Origin of the sequence: Amycolatopsis sp. NPDC051903, assembly GCF_044452505.1 — a bacterium.
GTDB lineage: Bacteria > Actinomycetota > Actinomycetes > Mycobacteriales > Pseudonocardiaceae > Amycolatopsis.
The window spans coordinates 790,088-807,895 of the sequence record NZ_JBITBT010000001.1 but is presented as its reverse complement, the minus strand read 5'-3'; the positions used below and the strand labels follow the sequence as shown (position 1 = coordinate 807,895).

Below are 17,808 nucleotides of genomic sequence, written 5' to 3'. Positions count from 1 at the left end.
TCTAGACCACCCGTTCGTAGGTAGTCAACCACTCCCGCGCGCGCCTACCGTTCACCCGAACGCCGCGCACTGACACAGTCGTCACGAGACGGGAGCCGGGATGTTCGGTCGGAAGTCACGGGTGTTCGCCGCGGTGGTCGCGGCCGCGCTCGCCGCGGGGCTCGCGGGGGCAGCGGGGGGCTCGCCCGCGGGTGCGTCGGCGCAGGCCGACACGTGCGCCGTGAAGTCGAAGCCCGCGGGCAAGGTCCTGCAAGGCTACTGGGAGAACTGGGACGGCGCGGCCAACGGCGTGCACCCCGGCCTCGGCTGGGTGCCGATCACCGACAGCCGCATCGCGGCAAACGGTTACAACGTGCTCAACGCGGCCTTCCCCGTGATCCGCTCCGACGGCACGGTGCTGTGGGAAGACGGCATGGACGCCGGTGTGAAGGTCGCGACCCCGGCCGACATGTGCGCCGCGAAGGCTTCGGGCGCCACGATCCTCATGTCCATCGGCGGCGCGGCGGCGGGCATCGACCTGTCGTCCTCGGCGGTGGCGGACAAGTTCGTGAGCACGATCGTGCCGATCCTCGAGAAGTACAACTTCGACGGCATCGACATCGACATCGAGACGGGCCTGAGCGGCAGCGGGAGCATCGGCACGCTGTCGACGTCGCAGCAGAACCTCGTGCGCATCATCGACGGGGTGCTCGCGCAGATGCCGGCGAACTTCGGGCTCACGATGGCACCCGAGACCGCGTACGTCACCGGCGGCAGCGTCACCTACGGCTCGATCTGGGGCTCGTACCTGCCGATCATCAAGAAGTACGCCGACAACGGCCGCCTGTGGTGGCTGAACATGCAGTACTACAACGGATCCATGTACGGCTGCACCGGCGACACCTACGAGGCCGGGACCGTGCAGGGCTTCACCGCGCAGACCAATTGCCTGGCCAAGGGGCTCGTCGTGCAGGGCACCACGATCAAGGTCCCGGTCGACGAACAGGTGCCCGGCCTGCCCGCCCAGTCCGGCGCCGGCGGCGGGTACCTGGCGCCGAACCTCGTGTCGCAGGCGTACAACTCCGTCCCGGGCCTCAAAGGTCTGATGACGTGGTCGCTGAACTGGGACGGCTCGAAGACCTGGACCTTCGGCGACAACGTCAAGTCGTTGCAGGGCCGGTGAAATTCCGGGCGGGGATCCGGGCCACCGGACCCCCGCCCGGGAACTTCCGCTGCGGCGCACCACAACCGGTGTTCGTTGACATCGCTGATAACGTGCCCCGACGAAGTCGACCAGAGGAGACGACGTGCTCGGGCGCAAGCGAAGAACAGGACAACGTGGCGGACCCGTCACGTTCAACGCCGAAGCCGGGCTCCTCAGCGTGCGCCTCGGTGACCAGAACGGCCGGCCGCTGGCCGGGGCGCACGTGGTGATCCAGCACAAGCGCACCCAGCGGCAGACCAGCACCACCTCGGACGACTTCGGCCTGGCGGTCAGCACGTTGACGGCCGGGACCTACACCGTGTCCATCAGCGCGGGCGGTTACCTGGCGCAGACCCGCTCGGTCGAAGTGGCCAGCGGCGACCACACGGCGATCGAGGACCTCCGGCTCGAACCGGACGGGAACCTGCGACTGCCCGACCCCGGCGAGTGGGTGCTCGACCCGGACCACACCGGCATCCGGTTCATCGCCCGGCACATCGGGCTCTCGGAGGTGCACGGCCGGTTCACCCGCTTCGACGGGAGCATCAACGTCGGCAGGCGGATCGAGGACTCGACCGTCGAGGTCGTCATCGACGCGGCGAGCATCGACACGGCGGCCGAAAAGCGCGACGCGCACCTGCGGTCGCCGGACTTCCTCGACGTCGAGCGCTTCCCGGCGATCCGGTTCCACGGCACCCGGTTCCGGCGCGCGCCCGGTGACCGGTGGGCCATCGACGGCACACTGAACCTGCACGGCGCCAGCCGCGGCGTGCAGCTCGACGCCGGCTACCTGGGCCTGCGCACGTGGAACGGCGACCGGCTCGGCGCGATCGCCACGACGCAGCTGCACCGCGAGGACTTCACCATCAACTGGCAGCAGACGCTGGCCAAGGGCCTGGTCATGGTCGGCTCCACGATCGAGATCAAGCTCGACATCCAGGCGATCCGCGGCGGCGCGTAGCCCGTTTCAGCGCCTGGCCCGTTTCAGCCCAGGAACTTCCGCAGCACGTCGGCCACCTGGCGGATCTCCGCGACGCGCACGTGTTCGCCCTGGGTGTGCGCGAGGCTCGGGTTGCCGGGGCCGAAGTTCAGCGCCGGCATGCCCAGCGCGGCGAAGCGAGCGACGTCCGTCCAGCCGAGTTTCGCGGCGGCGCGGCCACCCGCGGCGGCCACGAGTTCGGCCGTCGCGGGGGCCGACAGACCCGGCAGAGCGCCCGGCGAGACGTCCGTGAGCGTCACGTCGTGGCCGCCGAAGACCTCGCGCACGTGGGCTTCCGCCTGGGCCGGGCTGCGGTCCGGGGCGAAGCGGTGGTTGACGGTCAGCACGGCGGCGTCGGGCACGACGTTGCCGGCCACGCCGCCGGAGATCTTGGTGGCCTGCAGGCCCTCGCGGTAGGTCAGGCCGTCGATGTCGACCACGCGCGGCGAGTACTCGGCGAGCCGGCGCAGCGGCCCGGCCAGCGCGTGGATCGCGTTCTCCCCCATCCACGCGCGCGCGGTGTGCGCGCGGGTCCCGCTCGTGCGGACCTCGACGCGCAGCGTGCCCTGGCACCCGGCCTCGATGACGCCGTTGGACGGCTCGCCGACCACCGCCAGGTCGCCCGCGAGCCACTCCGGCAGCTCGCGCTCGATGCGGCCGAGGCCGTTCTTGACCGCTTCGACCTCTTCGTGGTCGTAGAAGACGAACGTCACGTCGTGCCTCGGGTCCGGCAGGGTCGCGGCGAGGTGCAGGAACACCGCGTCGCCGCCCTTCATGTCGACGGAGCCGAGGCCGTGGAGCAGTTCCTCGTCGCCGGAACCGCTGCGGCGCGAGGGCAGGTTGCCGTTCTCGGGCACGGTGTCGAGGTGCCCCGCGAGCACCACCCGCGAGCCGCGACCGAGGTTCGTGCGGGCGAGCACCGCGTCGCCGTTGCGAACGACCTCGAGGTGCGGTGCCTGCTCGCGCAGCGCCGCTTCCACGGCGTCCGCGAGCGGGCCCTCCTGCGCGGAGACGCTGAACACGTCGACGAGGGCGGCGGTCAGGTCGGCGGGGTCGGCACGCAGGTCGAGCGAGGTCATACCCGCACCGTACCGACCCGGCCCGAGGGCTACCGTGAGGACGTGCGTACGCGAAGCTCCCTGGTCGCTCTCGGCGGCGTCGTCCTCACCCTGGTGTTGGCCGGCTGCGGTTCCGAGGCGGGTCCCACGCCCGGCCCGAACCCCGGCACCCCGGGCCCGGACGCCCTGCCGATCAAGCTCGACGCGCTGTCGGCCGACGCGTGCTACGTCAGCCCGCAGACGCAGCTGCCGAAGGGCTGCGAGAAGTACGTCACGGAGGTCGGCGGCACGGCCGCGGCCGTGCACCAGCGCGCGGCCGCGGGCAAGACGCTCGACGTCGCGCTCGACCACGCCGCCGCGGCGCTCGACCAGGGCGTCGGCGCGTTCCGCGGCGCCGGCTGCACCACCGTGCCGAACGCCGGCGGACCGTGCACGGAGTCGCTGATCAGCATTTCGGCGGCGCTCACTTCGGTGAAGCGGCTCGTGAACCAGCAGGCCACCACGGGTTGAGGCGCGTCACTCGACTACCGTGACCGGCGTGAGCGAGCAGACCCCTGACCCCGAAACGACCGGCGCCGTCGGCGTCGGGCTGGCCACCGTCGCCACCGACGGCACGGTGCTGGACACCTGGTACCCGCACCCGAAGCTGACCGGGACCGGTACCGCCGGTACCGAGCGCCTGTCGGCCGCCGAGACCACCGAGCTGCTGGGCGAAGCGGCGGCCGCGCTGCTCGGGCCCGACACCGATCGCGGTGTCGAGGTGGTCGCGGTGCGCGTGACCGTCGGCAGCCTGGCCGAAGCCATCACCGACGCGCACGACGCCTACCTGCGCCTGCACCTGCTGTCGCACCGCCTGGTGCAGCCGCGCGGGCAGAACCTCGACGGCATCTTCGGCAAGCTGGCCAACGTGGTGTGGACGAACCACGGCCCGTGCCCCGTCGAGGGCTTCGAGCAGACGCGGCTGCGGCTGCGTTCGCGCGGCGCGGTGGCCGTGTACGGAGTGGACAAGTTCCCGCGCATGGTCGACTACGTGCTGCCCAGCGGCGTGCGCATCGCCGACGCCGACCGCGTGCGCCTGGGCGCGTACCTCGCTTCGGGCACGACGGTGATGCACGAGGGCTTCGTGAACTACAACGCCGGTACGCTCGGCGCGTCGATGGTCGAGGGCCGCATCTCGGCCGGCGTGGTCGTGGGCGACGGCAGCGACGTCGGCGGCGGCGCGTCGATCATGGGCACGCTCTCGGGCGGCGGCAAGGAGGTCATCTCCATCGGCGAGCGCTGCTTGATCGGCGCCAACGGCGGCATCGGCATCTCGCTCGGCGACGACTCCGTGATCGAGGCCGGCCTCTACATCACCGCCGGGACCAAGGTCGTCGTCGACGGCAAGACCGTGAAGGCACGGGAAATCTCCGGTGTCTCCGGCGTGCTGTTCCGCCGCAACTCGGCAACCGGCGCGGTGGAGGTCGTTTCGCGCACGGGGGCGGGCATCCAGCTCAACGAGGCCCTGCACGCGAACTGATCCTTTCCGCTGCGTCATTCCAGACGAAGGGGCGCGCTCCACCTGGAGCGCGCCCTTTTTCGTCACACGGGATTCCCGCACTGCCAGCAAGTTCACTTACCATTCATGTCGTGACCACCGAAACGTTGCCCTCCTCGACCCGCCGCCGAGCGCCTGAGCCGACGACCCCGGCCGAGCTCGGCCTCCCGGAAGAACCCGCCAAGGCGGGCCCCCGGGATCCGGCGGCCACGCACATCCGCGCGAAGCTCGATCACGAGCTGCGCGAGCTGCTGGCCCGCGAAGCCGGCACCCGCAGCGGCGCGGATCCCGAAGACCTGCACCAGATGCGCGTCGCCGTGCGGCGCATGCGCAGCGTGCTGAAGACGTCCGGCCCGCTCATCGGCCCGACGGCCGAGCCGGTGCGCGTGGAGCTCGGCTGGCTCGGCCAGTCGCTCGGCGAGGTGCGCGACTACGACGTGCTGATCGGCCACCTGCGCGAGGTGATCGCCGGCTTCGACGTCCGCGATCAGGCCGCGGGCCGCCGGCTGGTGTCGAAGTTCGTCGCCGAACGCGGCGTCGCCCGCCGCCGCCTGACGCGCGCCCTGTCGAGCGCCCGGTACTCCGCCCTGCTGCAGAGCGTCGCCCAGCTGACCCGCACGCCGGACCAGGAGATCGACTCGACGCCGCTCGCCTCGGACGGCCTGGCGGCCGACGTGCGCAAGCCCTTCCGGCGCCTGGACAAGGCCGTGCGAGCCCTTCCCGCCGACCCGCCGGACGACGATCTGCACAACCTGCGCATCTACGGCAAGAAGCTGCGCTACACCGCCGAGATGGCCCGCTCGTCGGCGAAGAAGAAGCAGGCCCTGCAGCTCGCCGACCTCGTCAAAGCGACCCGCAAACTCCAAACCGTCCTCGGCGACCACCAGGACGCCGTCGTCGCCGCCGACCGCGTCCGCGGCCTGCTCCCCAACGCCGACGGCGAAATCGGCTTCATCGCGGGCCGCATCGCCGAACACGAACTCGCCAAACGCGCCGAAGCCCGCGCCGCCTGGCCCGCCGTGTGGTCCCGCGTGTCCAAAACGGCCCGCGCCGCCCTCTGATCCACCGGGCGGGTCGAGCCACCCCCTCGCTCGACCCACCCTGTGCTCTCGCTCTTGCCTGGCCGCTGCCAGTCCCTACCTGATCAATCCGACTGGCTGGACCGCTCCGCTGTCCCACCTCGGCTCGGCCCGCGCGGCGCTTTCACGCCCCCGGCCCAGTCGCTCCGCCGACTCTCCTGCGCGGCTCTCGTTCCCGCGCGATCGGCCCCAGCGCACCCGCTCAGCTGCCCTCCAGCTCGGCCGCTCCGCGACGCTGCTGCCCGACTCCTGCAGTCGCCCGTCGCAGTGGGTGCCTCGGTTCGGCTCCCGCCGCCGGCCCTGCTGTCGGCCGCTGCTGCCGGCGCCTGCCGCCGGCCGCTGCCGCCGGCCGCTGCCGCCGGCCCCTGCTGTCGGCGCCTGCTGCCGGCCCGTGCTGTCGGCCGCCCAGACGCGGGCCGCCCAGACGCGGCCCGCCTCCCAGGGGGCTGCCCCCGGACCCATTTTATCGGCGGTCACCCACGAAACCGCGGTTCACGGCCGGCCGGGGGCTGAGCTGTCCACAACTCGACGATGCTGTGGACAAACCTCCCGACACCGGTGGATCCGACCGACCCGGCGGCCGAGCACCTTCGCCCGACTCGCCTGGTGTTCCCGGCCCGGCCGCTTCGCAGCTCAGCCGCGGCCTCGCCCGTGATGAACCCCCAGCGCGCCCACTCCAGTTCCCCGCGCGCCCCGTGCTCACCCCAGCCCCGCTGGTGATCAGCCCCAAGCCGGCCCGGCGCCCACCCCGGTCCCCGAGTGATCAGCGCTCCGAGATCGACCACACATAACCGTCCGGACGGATCACCACGCGGCGCCCCGCCGTGGCCTCGTAAGCGGCGAACGCGTGCCCACCCACGTCCACCAGATCAGCGCCCGAAACGGCGGAACCGGCGGGCAAGATCCGATGCACCGGAAACTCACCCGAAGCAGCGCCGGCCCCGAACACCAACTCCGTCGCATGCGGGCCCCGGAAGAGTTCGAACAGCCGCACCGCCTTGCCGTTCGCGTCGGCCAGCGGCGCGTCCGGGGCGCGGTCCCCCGCCCGCAGCGCGCCGGTCGAAGCGGGGGCGAGCGGGCCGCCGCGGTAGCCGATGTCGAGTTGCTTCGTCTCGTCGCCGCGGCGGTGGGCGTCCTCGTCGCCGTCGGTGTACTTCTCCATGATCGCGGTGGAGACGCCGAGGACGCGGGCGGCGACGGCGCGGCGTTCGGGCTCGTAGGAGTCGAGCAGGGCAGGCGAGCCGGACGCCAGTTTCCAGCCCAGGTTGTACGCGTCCTGCACGCCCGTGTTCAGGCCCTGCCCACCCGTGGGCGGGTGGACGTGGGCGGCGTCGCCCGCGAGGAACACGCGGCCCTGGCGGAAGGAGGCCGCGAGGCGGACGTTCGGACGCCACACGGTGGACCACGCGAGGTCGTGCAGCCGGATCCCGCCGCCGGAGACGGCGTCGAGGCGGGCCTGCAGGGCAGGCAGGGAGGTGGCGGCCTCCTCGTCGCCCAGCGGGGCGCCGAACTGGAAGTGCGGAGTGCCGGCGAGAGGGGTGAAGATGACGCCGGTCATGGGGTTGTCGGCGGTCGCGAACCAGTACGCGGAGTCGTGCGCGAGGCCCTCGGCCTGGACGTCGCCGAGCAGCATGCGGATCGTCTCGTCGGTGGTGCCCTCGAACGGGATCCCCAGCGTCTTGCGCACGAAGCTCTTGCCGCCGTCGGCGCCCACCAGGTACTCGGCGCGCACGGTCTCGCCCGTCGACAGTTGCGCGGTGACGTCGTCTTCGTCCTGCGTGAACCCCGCCAGACCCGCGCCGAGCTCCACGCGCACGCCGAACTCAGCGAGCCGGTCGCGCAGGATGCCCTCGGTCTGCGACTGCCCCAGGAACCAGGCGTTCGGGTACGGCACGGCGGGCGTCGGCTCGACCGTTTCGGCCATCGTGCGCTCCTGCACGAACCGGCCGTCGAGGTGCACCTTCATCCGGAACGGCGGCGCGCCCGCGGCCAGCACCGCGTCGAGCACCCCCAGGTCCTCGAAGACCTCCAGCGTGCGCGGCTGCAGGCCGTCGCCCCGCGAGCCGGTGAAGTACTCGTCCGCCTTGTCGACCAGCCGCACGGCGACGTCGCGCCGGGCCAGTTCGATCGCCAGCGTCAACCCGGTCGGCCCCGCCCCCGCGATCAGCACCGTGGTGTCCATGTCCCCTCCAGTGAATTATAATTCAGTGAATCTGAATTCAGAATGCGCGCTGCTAGCGTTCCTGTCAAGGGAGGTGGGGGCATGACTGCGACGAGCCGCAAGGAAAAGGCCGCCGAAACGGAGACCGCGCTCAAGGAGGCGGCCAAGCGCGTGTTCGCCCGCAAGGGCTACCTGAACACCAAGATCACCGACATCACGGCGGAAGCCGGCCGCGCGGCGGGCTCGTTCTACAACCACTTCGCGAGCAAGGAGGAGCTGCTCGAAGCGCTCCTGGGCGACCTGGCCGCGGCGGGCGACGAGGACGCGCTGTCCGAAGACCACCTCACGGACTTCAGCGACCCGGCGGCCGTGCGCTGGCACGTGCGCCAGTACTGGAACTTCTACCGCGCCAACGCGCCGACGATGCAGGCGCTGCAGCAGGCGGCGATGGTGAACGACGACTTCGCGCGCACGTTCGCGAACTTCGGCGTGACCCAGGCGGCCGACCTCGACGGGCACCTGGCCCACGTCACGGCCGCCGGCTACCGGCTGCCCGCGTCGACGGAGCTCAGCATCGCCATGATGTACCAGCTGATCGACAGCGCGGCGCGGATGTGGCTGACCGGCCCGCAGCCATCCGACCGGGCCACGCCGACCGACGACGAGGCGGTCGAGGCGCTGACCCGGTTCGTCTACCGCGGGTTCACGGGCCGCGACGTCTGAGCGGGCGCGCGCGGCGCCTGCTCAGCGCTCAGGAGTTCAGCCGCTCGACGGCCGCGTCGATGCGCTCGTCCGTCGCGGTGAGGGCGACGCGCACGTGCTCGGCACCGGCCGGGCCGTAGAACGTGCCCGGGGCGACGAGGATGCCGCGGTCGGCGAGCCAGGCCACGGTGTCCAGCGCGGGCTCGCCGCGCGAGGACCACAAGTACAGGCCCGCTTCGGAGTGGGAGATCTCGAAACCGTTGTCCTGCAACGCTTTCCGCAGCACGAGTCGGCGGCGGGCGTAGCGCTCGCGCTGCGCGGCCGCGGCTTCGTCGTCCGTGAGGGCGGCGACCATGGCCTCCTGCACCGGCCGCGGGACGATCATGCCCGCGTGCTTGCGGATCTCCAGCAGCTGCTTGACCAGCTTCGGATCGCCGGTGATGAACCCGGCGCGGTAGCTGGCGAGGTTCGCGGACTTCGACAGCGAGTGCAGGGCCAGCAGCCCGTCGAGCCGTCCACCGTGGACGGACGGGTGCAGCACCGACACGGGCTCGGCGTCCCACGCGAGCGAGAGGTAGCACTCGTCGGACGCGACGATCACGTCGCGCTCGCGCGCCCACTCCACGACCTTGCGCAGGTGCTCGACGGGCAGCACCTTGCCCGTCGGGTTCGACGGCGAGTTGAGCCAGATCATCGCCGGGCGCTGCGGGCCGAGCTGCGTGAGCCCGTCGGCGCGCACGACGTCCGCGCCCGCCATGAGCACGCCCACCTCGTACGTCGGGTACGCGAGCTCGGGGATCACCACCAGGTCACCCGGGCCGAAGCCGAGCATCCGCGGCAGCCAGGCCACGGCCTCCTTCGAGCCGATGGTCGGCAGTACGGCGTCGGGCTCGAGGCCCGTGATGCCGTACCGCCGGCCGAGCGACTCGACCGCGGCGGCCCGCAGCGCGGGCGTGCCGTGGGTGGCCGGGTACCCCGGGATGTCGGAGACCGAGGCCAGCGCGTCGCGGATCCCGGCCGGAACCGGGTCCACGGGCGTGCCGACGGAAAGGTCGACGATCCCGCCGGGATGCGCCTGCGCGCGGGCCTTGACCTCGGCGAGCGAATCCCAGGGGAAGTCGGGCAGTGCGCGAGTGGTCATTCGCCCTGCGGGGGCAGCGCCTTGATGAAGGCGGGGTCGTGATCGGTCTTGCCCACCTTGGAGGCGCCGCCCGGCGAGCCGAGCGTGTCGAAGAAGTCGACGTTCGCCTTGGTGTAGTCGGACCAGTTGTCGGGGACGTCGTCCTCGTAGTAGATGGCCTCGACCGGGCAGACCGGTTCGCAGGCGCCGCAGTCGACACACTCGTCGGGGTGGATGTACAGCATCCGCTCGCCCTCGTAGATGCAGTCCACGGGGCACTCGTCGATACACGCCTTGTCGAGCACGTCGACGCAGGGCTCGGCGATCACGTAGGTCACTGCGCACTCCTGCTTTTCTCTAGAGCCAGTCCCCCTCGGACATTACGCGCTTGCCGCACCACCGGTCCTGCTTAGGCAACCCTTAGCCATACCCCTGGTATGGCGTCGAATGCCCCGCTCAGCGGTCCCGTCGGCGGGGCTGCGGAGCGTTGCGCGCGTCGCCGGTGATCGTGAAGCCGGGGCCGGAGGATTTCACCGTGCCGTCCTCGTCCACCTTCTTCTCCTTGATCGTCCTGGCGAAACCGTCCGCGATCTCGTTGACCAGGTCGTCGTTGTGCCGGTCGTCCTTGCGCGCGTAGCTCATCGGTCCTCCCTGCGAAAATGGGGCCGCGGCCGCGGTGCCGCCTCCTCCACAATCTAACCGTGAACGACTCGGAAATGCTCGAACTCGTGTGTGCGCGGGCCTGGCCGGCGGTGGTCGACGAACCCCTCGGCGAGTGGCGGCTGCGCTGGGCCGACGGCTTCACCGGGCGCGCGAACAGCGCACTCGCCGTCGGCGACCCCGGGCGTGGCGTGCCCGCCGCGTTGAAGACCGTTTGTGACTTCGCCCACGATCGGGGGATCCCGCCGGTCGTCCAGGTGATCCAGGACAGCGACCTCGAACGCGCGGTGGCCGCCGCGGGCTGGGCCGAGTGGACCGAGCACGCCGCGGGCTACCAGGTGTCGGTGCTCGTCGGGCCGCTGCCGACGGGACCGCCGGGCGCGGCCGAGGTCCTCGACGAACCGACGCCCGAATGGTGGGAACTCACGGCCGAGCACCGGGAGCCGAGCGCGGCCGAGCGCCACGTGCTGGCCACGGGGAAGATCGGCTACGGCGTGGTGGACGCCGGCGACGCTGCGGGCACGACCGCGGGAGCGGTGCGGGGCGCCGTCGTGGACGAGTGGCTGCACGTGTCGCGGCTGGCCGTGCGGCCGGAGTTCCGCCGCCGCGGGCTCGCGTCGGCGCTGATGAACGCGCTGGCCGCGTGGGGCCGCGAACACGGCGCCGACAAGTGGGTGCTGCAGGTGGCCGTGGACAACGAGGGTGCGCTGGAGCTGTATTCCGCGCTCGGCTGTACGGAGCACCACAGGTACCGCTACTGGGGCCCGGGACCCGGCGCGTGCGAGGATCCGCAGTCGTGAAGATCGTCGTTTTGGTCGGTGGAGTGGGCGGGGCGCGCTTCCTGCTCGGGGTGAAGACCGCGCTGGGGATGCCCGCGACGGGCGAGCCGGACGAGCCGTCGCAGCACGAGGTCACCGCGCTGGTGAACACCGGCGACGACGTGTGGATGCACGGCCTGCGCATCTGCCCCGACCTGGACACCTGCATGTACACCCTCGGCGGCGGCATCGACACCGGACGCGGCTGGGGTCACGCGGGCGAGACGTGGGTCGTCAAGGAGGAGCTCGCCGCGTACGGCGCCGAGCCGACGTGGTTCGGGCTGGGCGACAAGGACATCGCCACGCACCTGATCCGCTCGCGGATGCTGCGCGCGGGCTACCCGCTCTCGGCCGTCACCGAGGCGCTGTGCGACCGCTGGCACCCCGGCGTGCGGCTGCTGCCGATGACCGACGACCGCGTGGAGACCCACGTCGTCATCGACGACCCGGACCAGCCGGAGCAGCAGAAGGCGATCCACTTCCAGGAGTGGTGGGTGCGCTACCAGGCCGGTCCGCCGGCGCATTCGATCGTGGCGGTCGGCAACGACGAGGCGAAACCGGGCCCGGGCGTGCTCGAGGCACTGGCCGAGGCCGACGTGGTGCTGTTCGCGCCGTCGAACCCGGTGGTGAGCGTGGGGACGACGCTCGGCGTGCCGGGCGTGCGCGAGGCGCTGCGGAAGTCGCCGGCCAAGGTCGTCGGGGTGTCGCCGATCATCGGCGGCAAGGCGCTGCGCGGCATGGCCGACGCGTGCCTCACCGCGATCGGCGTGGAGACTTCAGCCGAGGCCGTCGGCCGGCACTACGGCGCGCGGTCCGAGGGCGGGGTGCTCGACGGCTGGCTCGTCGCCGAGGAGGACCACGACGTGACGGTGCCGGGCGTGACCGTGCGCGCGGTGCCGCTGCTCATGTCCGATGTGGACGCGACCGCCGCGATGGTGCGGGCGGCCCTGGATGTTGCGGGAGTACGCGGTGTCTGAGTCGAGCGGTGCTGAGTTCAAGGACCACGCTTCGGCGAAGGTCGAGATCCTGCCCGTGACCGGGCTGCCGGAGTTCCGCCCCGGCGACGACCTGACGGGCGCGCTGGTGGCCGCGGCGCCGTGGCTGCGCTCAGGCGACATCGTCGTGGTGACCAGCAAGGTCGTGTCGAAGACCGAGGGCAGGCTCGTGCGCGTGCCGAGCGAGCCGGAGGCCCGCGACGCCGCGCGGCGCGAGCTGATCGAGCACGAGACCGTACGGGTTGTCGCGCGGGTCGCGCGCACGGTGATCACGGAGAACCCGCTGGGGATCGTGCAGGCGGCGTCGGGCATCGACGCGTCGAACGTGCAGGGCGACGAGGTCGCGCTGCTGCCCGCGGACCCGGACGCGTCGGCGCGGGCGCTGCGCGGCGGGCTGCGCGAACGCCTCGGCGTCGAGGTCGCCGTGGTCATCACCGACACCATGGGCCGCGCGTGGCGGATCGGCCAGACCGACGCGGCGATCGGCTCGTCGGGCGTGCGCGTGCTGCACGGCTACGCGGGCCAGGTGGATTCGCAGGGCAACGAGCTCGCCGTCACCGAGATCGCGGTGGCCGACGAGCTGGCCGCCGCGGCGGACCTGGTGAAGGGCAAGCTCGGCGGGCTGCCGGTCGCGGTCGTGCGTGGCCTCGACCTCGTCGACGACGGCTCGACCGCACGTGACCTGGTGCGGCCGGTCGACGAGGACCTGTTCCGCCTGGGCACCGCGGAAGCGCTGGCGCAGGGCCGGCGCGAGGCGGTGCCGAACCGGCGTTCGGTGCGGGCGTTCTCCGACGAGCCGGTGGCTCCGTCGGCGCTGCAGCGCGCCGTCGCGTCGGCGCTGACCGCACCCGCGCCGCACCACACGCACCCCGTGCGGTTCGTCTGGCTGCGCGACCACGGCCTGCGCACGAAGCTGCTCGACGCGATGCGCGAGTCGTGGCGCGCGGACCTCTCGGGCGACGACTTCACGCCGGCGCAGATCGAGAAACGCCTGTCGCGCGGGGACATCCTCTACCGCGCGCCGGAGGTCGTGATCCCGTTCCTCGTGCCCGACGGTGCCCACACCTACCGCGACGAGCGGCGGAACGCTTGTGAGCACACGATGTTCACGGTCGCCGCCGGTGCGGCGGTGCAGGGTCTGCTGGTGTCGCTGGCCGCCGAGGAGCTGGGCTCGTGCTGGATCGGCTCCACGATCTTCGCGGCGGACCTCGTGCGGTCGACCCTCGGGCTGGACTCGCGCTGGGAGCCGCTCGGGGCCGTCGCGATCGGGCACCCGCTGGAAACACCGCCGGTCCGTCAGCCGGGCTCGCCGGGGGAAGGACTCGTGGAGCTGTGACCTTGCACGCGGACGCCGTCGCGACGCTCACCTCCTGGACGCCCTCGGCGCCTGCGCAGGAGTCCCTGCGCCAGGCGTACCTGGGCTTCCTGGCCGCGCGCGACGATTCGGTGCGGCGCTCGTGCGCGGCCGGCCACCTCACGGCGTCGGCCGTGGTCCTCGACTCGACGGGCACGCAGGTCCTGCTGACGCTGCACCCGCGCGTCGGCCGCTGGCTGCAGCTCGGCGGGCACTGCGAACCGTCGGACCCTTCGCTGGCGGCCGCGGCCCTGCGGGAGGCGACGGAGGAGTCGGGCATTCCGGACCTGACGATCGGTTCCGCGCCCGTCCACCTGGACGTCCACCCGATCACGTGCTCGCTGGGCGTGCCCACCCGCCACTTCGACGTGCGCTACGCGGTCTCCGCACCGGCCGGCGCCACCCCCGTCCGCAGCGCGGAGTCCGACGACCTGCGCTGGTGGCCGATCGACGCCCTCCCCGCCGGCTCCGAAGATCTGGCCGATCTGATCACGGCGGCCACTTCATCCCGTTAGGGTGGCGGGCGTGTTCCCCCAACGCCCGCACCTGCACCTCGGCGACGGCGGCTTCGTGAGCGGCTGGGTCGTCGCCGCCGGATTCGCGCTCGCGTTCGCGCTGGTCGTCGTGGGCGTGGTGGTGAGCCTGCGCCGGAAGCGCCGCCGCAAGTGACCTCTGGAGGTTCCCGGTGACCGTCAGCTACGACAGCGCCTCCCCCGTGCCCCCGTACGAACAGGTCCGCTCGTCCATCGCGGCGCAGATCAACGACGGCACGCTCGCGGTCGGGGCGAAGCTCCCGACGGTCCGCGCGCTCGCCGCCGAACTGGGCGTCGCGCCGAACACCGTCGCGCGCGCCTACCGCGAACTCGAGGAGGCGGGGCTGCTCGAAACCCGCGGCCGGGCGGGCAGTTTCGTGGGCGCTTCGGGCGATGAGTCCCGTTCCCGCGCCCGCCGCGCCGCCGCCGACTACGCCTCCGTGACTCGGCAACTCGGGTTGCCCGCGGAGGAAGCGCTGGCCATCGTCGAGGCCGCCCTCCGCTGACGCCGGGCGCGCTCCGCTCCGTCCCCCTACGATGACTGACAGTCCGGGGAGGGAGCTTCGCTGTGAACGCCTTCCAGCCTTGGCACGTGCTCGTCCTGCTGCTCCTGGCGGGCCTCGTGGTGGCGTTCGTGGTGGCGGTGCAGGCGTCGAACAAGCGGACGCAACCGCCGGTTCCACCACCGTGGCAAGGGATGCAGCCGCCGGGGTATCCGCCTGGGTATGCGCACCAAGGGTTTCCGCCGGGTCAGCAACCGCCGGGGTATCCGCAGCAGCCTGGGTATCCGCCGCAGGGATTTCCGCCGGGCCAGCCCTACGGCGCCGGGCAGCAGATGGCGAAAGGTCCGTACCCGTCGCACCAGTACGGGCAGTACTCGCCACCACAACAGCCGCAGCCTGGTGAGCAACAGCCGATGTAGCCGGGTCAGGATCCGCCGCAACCGCCGGCGCGGGGCTGACCGCGGAGGACGCCGAGAGGAACAATCGTGAGCTTTACCAACCTGATCATCCCGATCTTGCTGATCGTCGTGCTGGTGGTGATCCTCGTGCTGAAGTTCACCGTGGGACGGAAGCCGAAGGAGCCACAGCAGCAATTCCCGGCGCAGCAGCAGTTTCCGCCGCAGCAGCAGTACCCGGGGATGCAGCAGCCTGGGCAATACCCGCAGCAGCAGGCGGCGCAGGGGTGGCAGCCGCACCCGCCACAGCAGCCGCAGGTGGGGCAGCAGTACCCGTCGCAGTGGGAACAGCCCGGCCAGCAGTTCTCACAACAAGAGCAGGTGGGGCAAAGTCCGGAGCAGCCGCAGGGCCATCAATACCCGCCAGGGCAGCAGCAGTGGGGAACGCAGCAACCCGGCCAGAACCCGCAGCAGCAGCCGATGCCGTCCGGGCAGAACCCGCAACAGCCGCAGGCACAGAATCCACAACAACAGAACCCGCAGCAGCAGCCGGGCCAGGATCTGCCGCAGCCGCCGGCGCAGAGCCAGCAGCAATCGCAGCCGGGGCAGCAGTACCCGCAAACGCCGCAGCAACAAGGGCAGCTGCAGCCGCGCCAAGATACGCAACAGCAGCAGCCGCAGTACCCGCAGCAGCCGGGCCAGGAGCCGCAGCCGCCGGCGCCGGGGCAGCAGCCGCCGAAGTAGGGGTTACATCGCGCGGTAGTCGCGGAGTTCGATGCGGGGCCCGAATCGAGGCGCCCGTGCGCCGCACGATGCGAGGTAGCGCACGGCGCGTTGGCGTTGCGGCGCGTAGGGCGCGAGCAGCTCCGCCATCTGCTCGTCGTCGATGCGGCGGCCCAGGAGGGTGTGGCCGACCATGTTCGGGATGTTGTAGTCGCCGAAGCTGACGGCGTCCGGGTCGCCCCAGGCGCGCTGGGCGATTTCCGCCGCGGTCCAGACGCCGATGCCCGAGACCTTGCGCAGCTGCGCGCGTCCGGCAGCGCCCCGCAGGGCCACGGCTTCCTCGAGCCGGGGCGCGACGCGGGCGGCGTTGATCAGGGCCGTCCGGCGTTTGAGGTCGACGCCGATGCGGTGCCAGTTCCAGTCCACAATGGAGCGAATCGCCGTGGGTGACGGTGGCACGCGCAGGGAAGCCGGCCCCGGGCCGGGCGCCGGAGTGCCGAACCACCGGCACAGCTCCGCCCACGAGCGGATCGCCTCCTTGCCGGACACCTTTTGCTCCAGCACGGCCAGCACGAGCGAGTCCCACACGCGCCGCGTCGAGCCGAGGCGCAGGCCGGGGGCCGAGCGGCGCGCCGTGGCGACCGCGGAGTGGTGGGCGACAAAACCGGCGTCGTCGTCTTCGGCGCCCAGCAGCGCGGGCACGCCGTCGAGCAGGAACTCGGCGCCGGCGCCCCACGCGTCCGCCTCGACGACCCCGTCGGGACGGCGCAGTAGCGCCAAGGTCCCGGTCCCGGAAGGGGTGTTGGCGGCCAGCCACCAGACGCCGCGCTCGCCGCGGAAGTTCAGCGAGCCGCGGCCACGGCTGAGCGGACTCAGCACGGCGGCCAAGTCCAGCGCGAAGGGCGGGCGCCACTCGATCATGCGTCGCTCGAGTACCGGATGGCGCCGTCGGCCAGGGTGACGCCGGGCCAGACGCGGGCGCCGTCGAGGAGTTCGCAGCCGGCGCCGACGGACGCGCCGTCGCCGATCACCACGCCGCGCAGCACCGCGCCGGCGCCGACGCGCGCGCCGCGGCCCAGCACCGAACGCTCCACAATGGCCCCGGCGTCGACCACGGCTTCGTCGAACACGACCGAGCCGTCGACCGTTGCGCCCTCGCCGATCACGGCCTTCGCGCCGACCGTCGTACCACCCGACAACACCGCCGAGGACGCGACGGAAGCACCGTCCAGCACCAGGGACGAGCCGGTCGGGCCCGCCAGCGCGGACGTCGGCGCGATCCCGCGCACCAGGTCCGCGCTCCCCCGCACGAACGCTTCGGGCGTGCCGACGTCGAGCCAGTACGAGGAGTCCACGAACCCGTGCAGGTGCGCGCCGTCGGCGAGGAGCCCGGGAAACGTCTCGCGCTCGACCGACACGCGCCGGCCCGTCGGAATGGTCTCGACCACCGAGCGGCGGAAGACGTAGCAGCCGGCGTTGATCTGGTCGGTCGGCGGGTTCGGCGTCTTCTCCAGGAACGCCTGCACGCGCCCGTTCTCGTCAGTGGGCACGGATCCGAAGCGGCTCGGGTCGGCCACGCGCTGCAGGTGCAGGGTGACGTCGGCGCCGGAGTCCACATGGGTCCGCAGCTGTTCGCGCAGGTCAGCGCCGGAGAGGATGTCGCCGTTGAAGACGATCACGTGCTCGGCGCGCAGCTTGTCGTAGACGTTGCGGATCGCTCCACCCGTGTCGAGCGGTTCGTCCTCCACCACGTACTCGAGTTCGAGCCCGTGGGCCGAACCGTCGCCGAAGTACTCCTCGAACACCTCCGCGCGGTACGACGTACCGAGCACCACGTGGCGGATCCCGGCCGCGCGGATCCGCGAGAACAGGTGGCTCAAGTACGGCGTGCCGGCCGTCGGCAGCATCGGCTTCGGCGCGGACAGGGTGAGCGGCCGCAGCCGGGTGCCCTTGCCCCCGACCAGCACGACGGCGTCAACCTCGAGCTCGGACGTCACGGAAACTCCTC

21 protein-coding genes are annotated in these 17,808 nt (G+C 72.0%); 14 read left to right on the top strand and 7 right to left on the bottom strand.

Annotated features, from left to right (window positions below; all coding sequences use genetic code 11):
- Nucleotides 1-100: 100 nt before the first annotated feature.
- Nucleotides 101-1,162, top strand: coding sequence for a chitinase (locus tag ACIA77_RS04100; protein WP_395884264.1), 1,062 nt, complete (start codon nucleotides 101-103; stop codon nucleotides 1,160-1,162).
- Nucleotides 1,163-1,286: 124 nt separating this feature from the next.
- Nucleotides 1,287-2,144 carry a YceI family protein gene (locus ACIA77_RS04095; RefSeq protein WP_395884263.1) on the top strand — a complete coding sequence of 286 codons (858 nt, stop codon included), beginning with the start codon at nucleotides 1,287-1,289 and terminating at the stop codon, nucleotides 2,142-2,144.
- A 23-nt stretch (nucleotides 2,145-2,167) separates the two neighbouring features.
- Here the strand turns inward: ACIA77_RS04095 and dapE are convergent, their stop codons facing one another.
- Nucleotides 2,168-3,241 carry a succinyl-diaminopimelate desuccinylase gene (gene dapE / locus ACIA77_RS04090; RefSeq protein ID WP_395884262.1) on the bottom strand — a complete coding sequence of 358 codons (1,074 nt, stop codon included), beginning with the start codon at nucleotides 3,239-3,241 and terminating at the stop codon, nucleotides 2,168-2,170.
- Between the two features lie 42 nt (nucleotides 3,242-3,283).
- Between dapE and ACIA77_RS04085 the strand changes: the two genes are divergently transcribed.
- From ACIA77_RS04085 to ACIA77_RS04075, 3 genes are all read left to right on the top strand, one after another.
- A complete protein-coding gene (locus tag ACIA77_RS04085) occupies nucleotides 3,284-3,730 on the top strand; it encodes a hypothetical protein (RefSeq protein ID WP_395884261.1) in 447 nt (148 codons plus the stop codon).
- A gap of 28 nt (nucleotides 3,731-3,758) precedes the next feature.
- Nucleotides 3,759-4,739 carry a 2,3,4,5-tetrahydropyridine-2,6-dicarboxylate N-succinyltransferase gene (gene dapD / locus ACIA77_RS04080; RefSeq protein ID WP_395884260.1) on the top strand — a complete coding sequence of 327 codons (981 nt, stop codon included), beginning with the start codon at nucleotides 3,759-3,761 and terminating at the stop codon, nucleotides 4,737-4,739.
- Nucleotides 4,740-4,849: 110 nt separating this feature from the next.
- A complete protein-coding gene (locus ACIA77_RS04075; RefSeq protein ID WP_395884259.1) occupies nucleotides 4,850-5,818 on the top strand; it encodes a CHAD domain-containing protein in 969 nt (322 codons plus the stop codon).
- Between the two features lie 781 nt (nucleotides 5,819-6,599).
- On the opposite strand, the gene ACIA77_RS04070 is transcribed toward ACIA77_RS04075, so the two are convergent.
- Nucleotides 6,600-8,018, bottom strand: a complete 1,419-nt coding sequence (locus ACIA77_RS04070) for an FAD-dependent monooxygenase (protein WP_395884258.1) — start codon at nucleotides 8,016-8,018, stop codon at nucleotides 6,600-6,602.
- Between the two features lie 81 nt (nucleotides 8,019-8,099).
- On the opposite strand from ACIA77_RS04070, the gene ACIA77_RS04065 reads away from it, so the two are divergent.
- Nucleotides 8,100-8,720: a TetR/AcrR family transcriptional regulator gene (locus tag ACIA77_RS04065; protein ID WP_395884257.1), complete on the top strand. Its 621-nt coding sequence runs from the start codon at nucleotides 8,100-8,102 to the stop codon at nucleotides 8,718-8,720.
- 28 nt (nucleotides 8,721-8,748) lie between these two features.
- Here ACIA77_RS04065 and dapC read toward each other — a convergent pair whose 3' ends face one another.
- From dapC to ACIA77_RS04050, 3 genes are all read right to left on the bottom strand, one after another.
- Nucleotides 8,749-9,840 carry a succinyldiaminopimelate transaminase gene (dapC, locus tag ACIA77_RS04060; protein ID WP_395884256.1) on the bottom strand — a complete coding sequence of 364 codons (1,092 nt, stop codon included), beginning with the start codon at nucleotides 9,838-9,840 and terminating at the stop codon, nucleotides 8,749-8,751.
- A complete protein-coding gene (gene fdxA / locus ACIA77_RS04055; protein ID WP_204091424.1) occupies nucleotides 9,837-10,157 on the bottom strand; it encodes a ferredoxin in 321 nt (106 codons plus the stop codon). Before fdxA ends, dapC begins: the two co-directional genes overlap by 4 nt.
- A 118-nt stretch (nucleotides 10,158-10,275) precedes the next feature.
- Nucleotides 10,276-10,461 (bottom strand): hypothetical protein, encoded by a 186-nt coding sequence (locus ACIA77_RS04050; RefSeq protein ID WP_395884255.1) that lies wholly within the window; start codon nucleotides 10,459-10,461, stop codon nucleotides 10,276-10,278.
- Between the two features lie 59 nt (nucleotides 10,462-10,520).
- Between ACIA77_RS04050 and ACIA77_RS04045 the strand changes: the two genes are divergently transcribed.
- From ACIA77_RS04045 to ACIA77_RS04010, 8 genes are all read left to right on the top strand, one after another.
- Complete coding sequence (locus ACIA77_RS04045; RefSeq protein WP_395884254.1) at nucleotides 10,521-11,279, top strand: GNAT family N-acetyltransferase; 759 nt, start codon at nucleotides 10,521-10,523, stop codon at nucleotides 11,277-11,279.
- A complete protein-coding gene (cofD, locus tag ACIA77_RS04040; RefSeq protein ID WP_395884253.1) occupies nucleotides 11,276-12,274 on the top strand; it encodes a 2-phospho-L-lactate transferase in 999 nt (332 codons plus the stop codon). The genes ACIA77_RS04045 and cofD overlap by 4 nt, the downstream gene beginning before the upstream one ends.
- On the top strand, nucleotides 12,249-13,628 hold the full coding sequence (locus ACIA77_RS04035) for a coenzyme F420-0:L-glutamate ligase (protein WP_395884252.1): 1,380 nt from the start codon (nucleotides 12,249-12,251) through the stop codon (nucleotides 13,626-13,628). Before cofD ends, ACIA77_RS04035 begins: the two co-directional genes overlap by 26 nt.
- Entirely contained in the window at nucleotides 13,625-14,161 is a 537-nt protein-coding gene (locus ACIA77_RS04030; protein ID WP_395884251.1) for an NUDIX hydrolase, read from the top strand. The genes ACIA77_RS04035 and ACIA77_RS04030 overlap by 4 nt, the downstream gene beginning before the upstream one ends.
- 10 nt (nucleotides 14,162-14,171) lie before the next feature.
- A complete protein-coding gene (locus ACIA77_RS04025; RefSeq protein WP_395884250.1) occupies nucleotides 14,172-14,315 on the top strand; it encodes a hypothetical protein in 144 nt (47 codons plus the stop codon).
- 16 nt (nucleotides 14,316-14,331) lie between these two features.
- Complete coding sequence (locus ACIA77_RS04020) at nucleotides 14,332-14,685, top strand: GntR family transcriptional regulator (RefSeq protein ID WP_395884249.1); 354 nt, start codon at nucleotides 14,332-14,334, stop codon at nucleotides 14,683-14,685.
- Between the two features lie 62 nt (nucleotides 14,686-14,747).
- Nucleotides 14,748-15,101, top strand: coding sequence for a hypothetical protein (locus ACIA77_RS04015; RefSeq protein WP_395884248.1), 354 nt, complete (start codon nucleotides 14,748-14,750; stop codon nucleotides 15,099-15,101).
- Nucleotides 15,102-15,167: 66 nt separating this feature from the next.
- Complete coding sequence (locus ACIA77_RS04010) at nucleotides 15,168-15,821, top strand: hypothetical protein (protein ID WP_395884247.1); 654 nt, start codon at nucleotides 15,168-15,170, stop codon at nucleotides 15,819-15,821.
- A gap of 3 nt (nucleotides 15,822-15,824) precedes the next feature.
- Here the strand turns inward: ACIA77_RS04010 and ACIA77_RS04005 are convergent, their stop codons facing one another.
- Both ACIA77_RS04005 and ACIA77_RS04000 read right to left on the bottom strand, forming a co-directional pair.
- Nucleotides 15,825-16,718: a DNA-3-methyladenine glycosylase family protein gene (locus ACIA77_RS04005; protein WP_395884334.1), complete on the bottom strand. Its 894-nt coding sequence runs from the start codon at nucleotides 16,716-16,718 to the stop codon at nucleotides 15,825-15,827.
- Nucleotides 16,718-17,797: a sugar phosphate nucleotidyltransferase gene (locus tag ACIA77_RS04000; protein WP_395884246.1), complete on the bottom strand. Its 1,080-nt coding sequence runs from the start codon at nucleotides 17,795-17,797 to the stop codon at nucleotides 16,718-16,720. The genes ACIA77_RS04005 and ACIA77_RS04000 overlap by 1 nt, the downstream gene beginning before the upstream one ends.
- Nucleotides 17,798-17,808 lie beyond the last annotated feature (11 nt).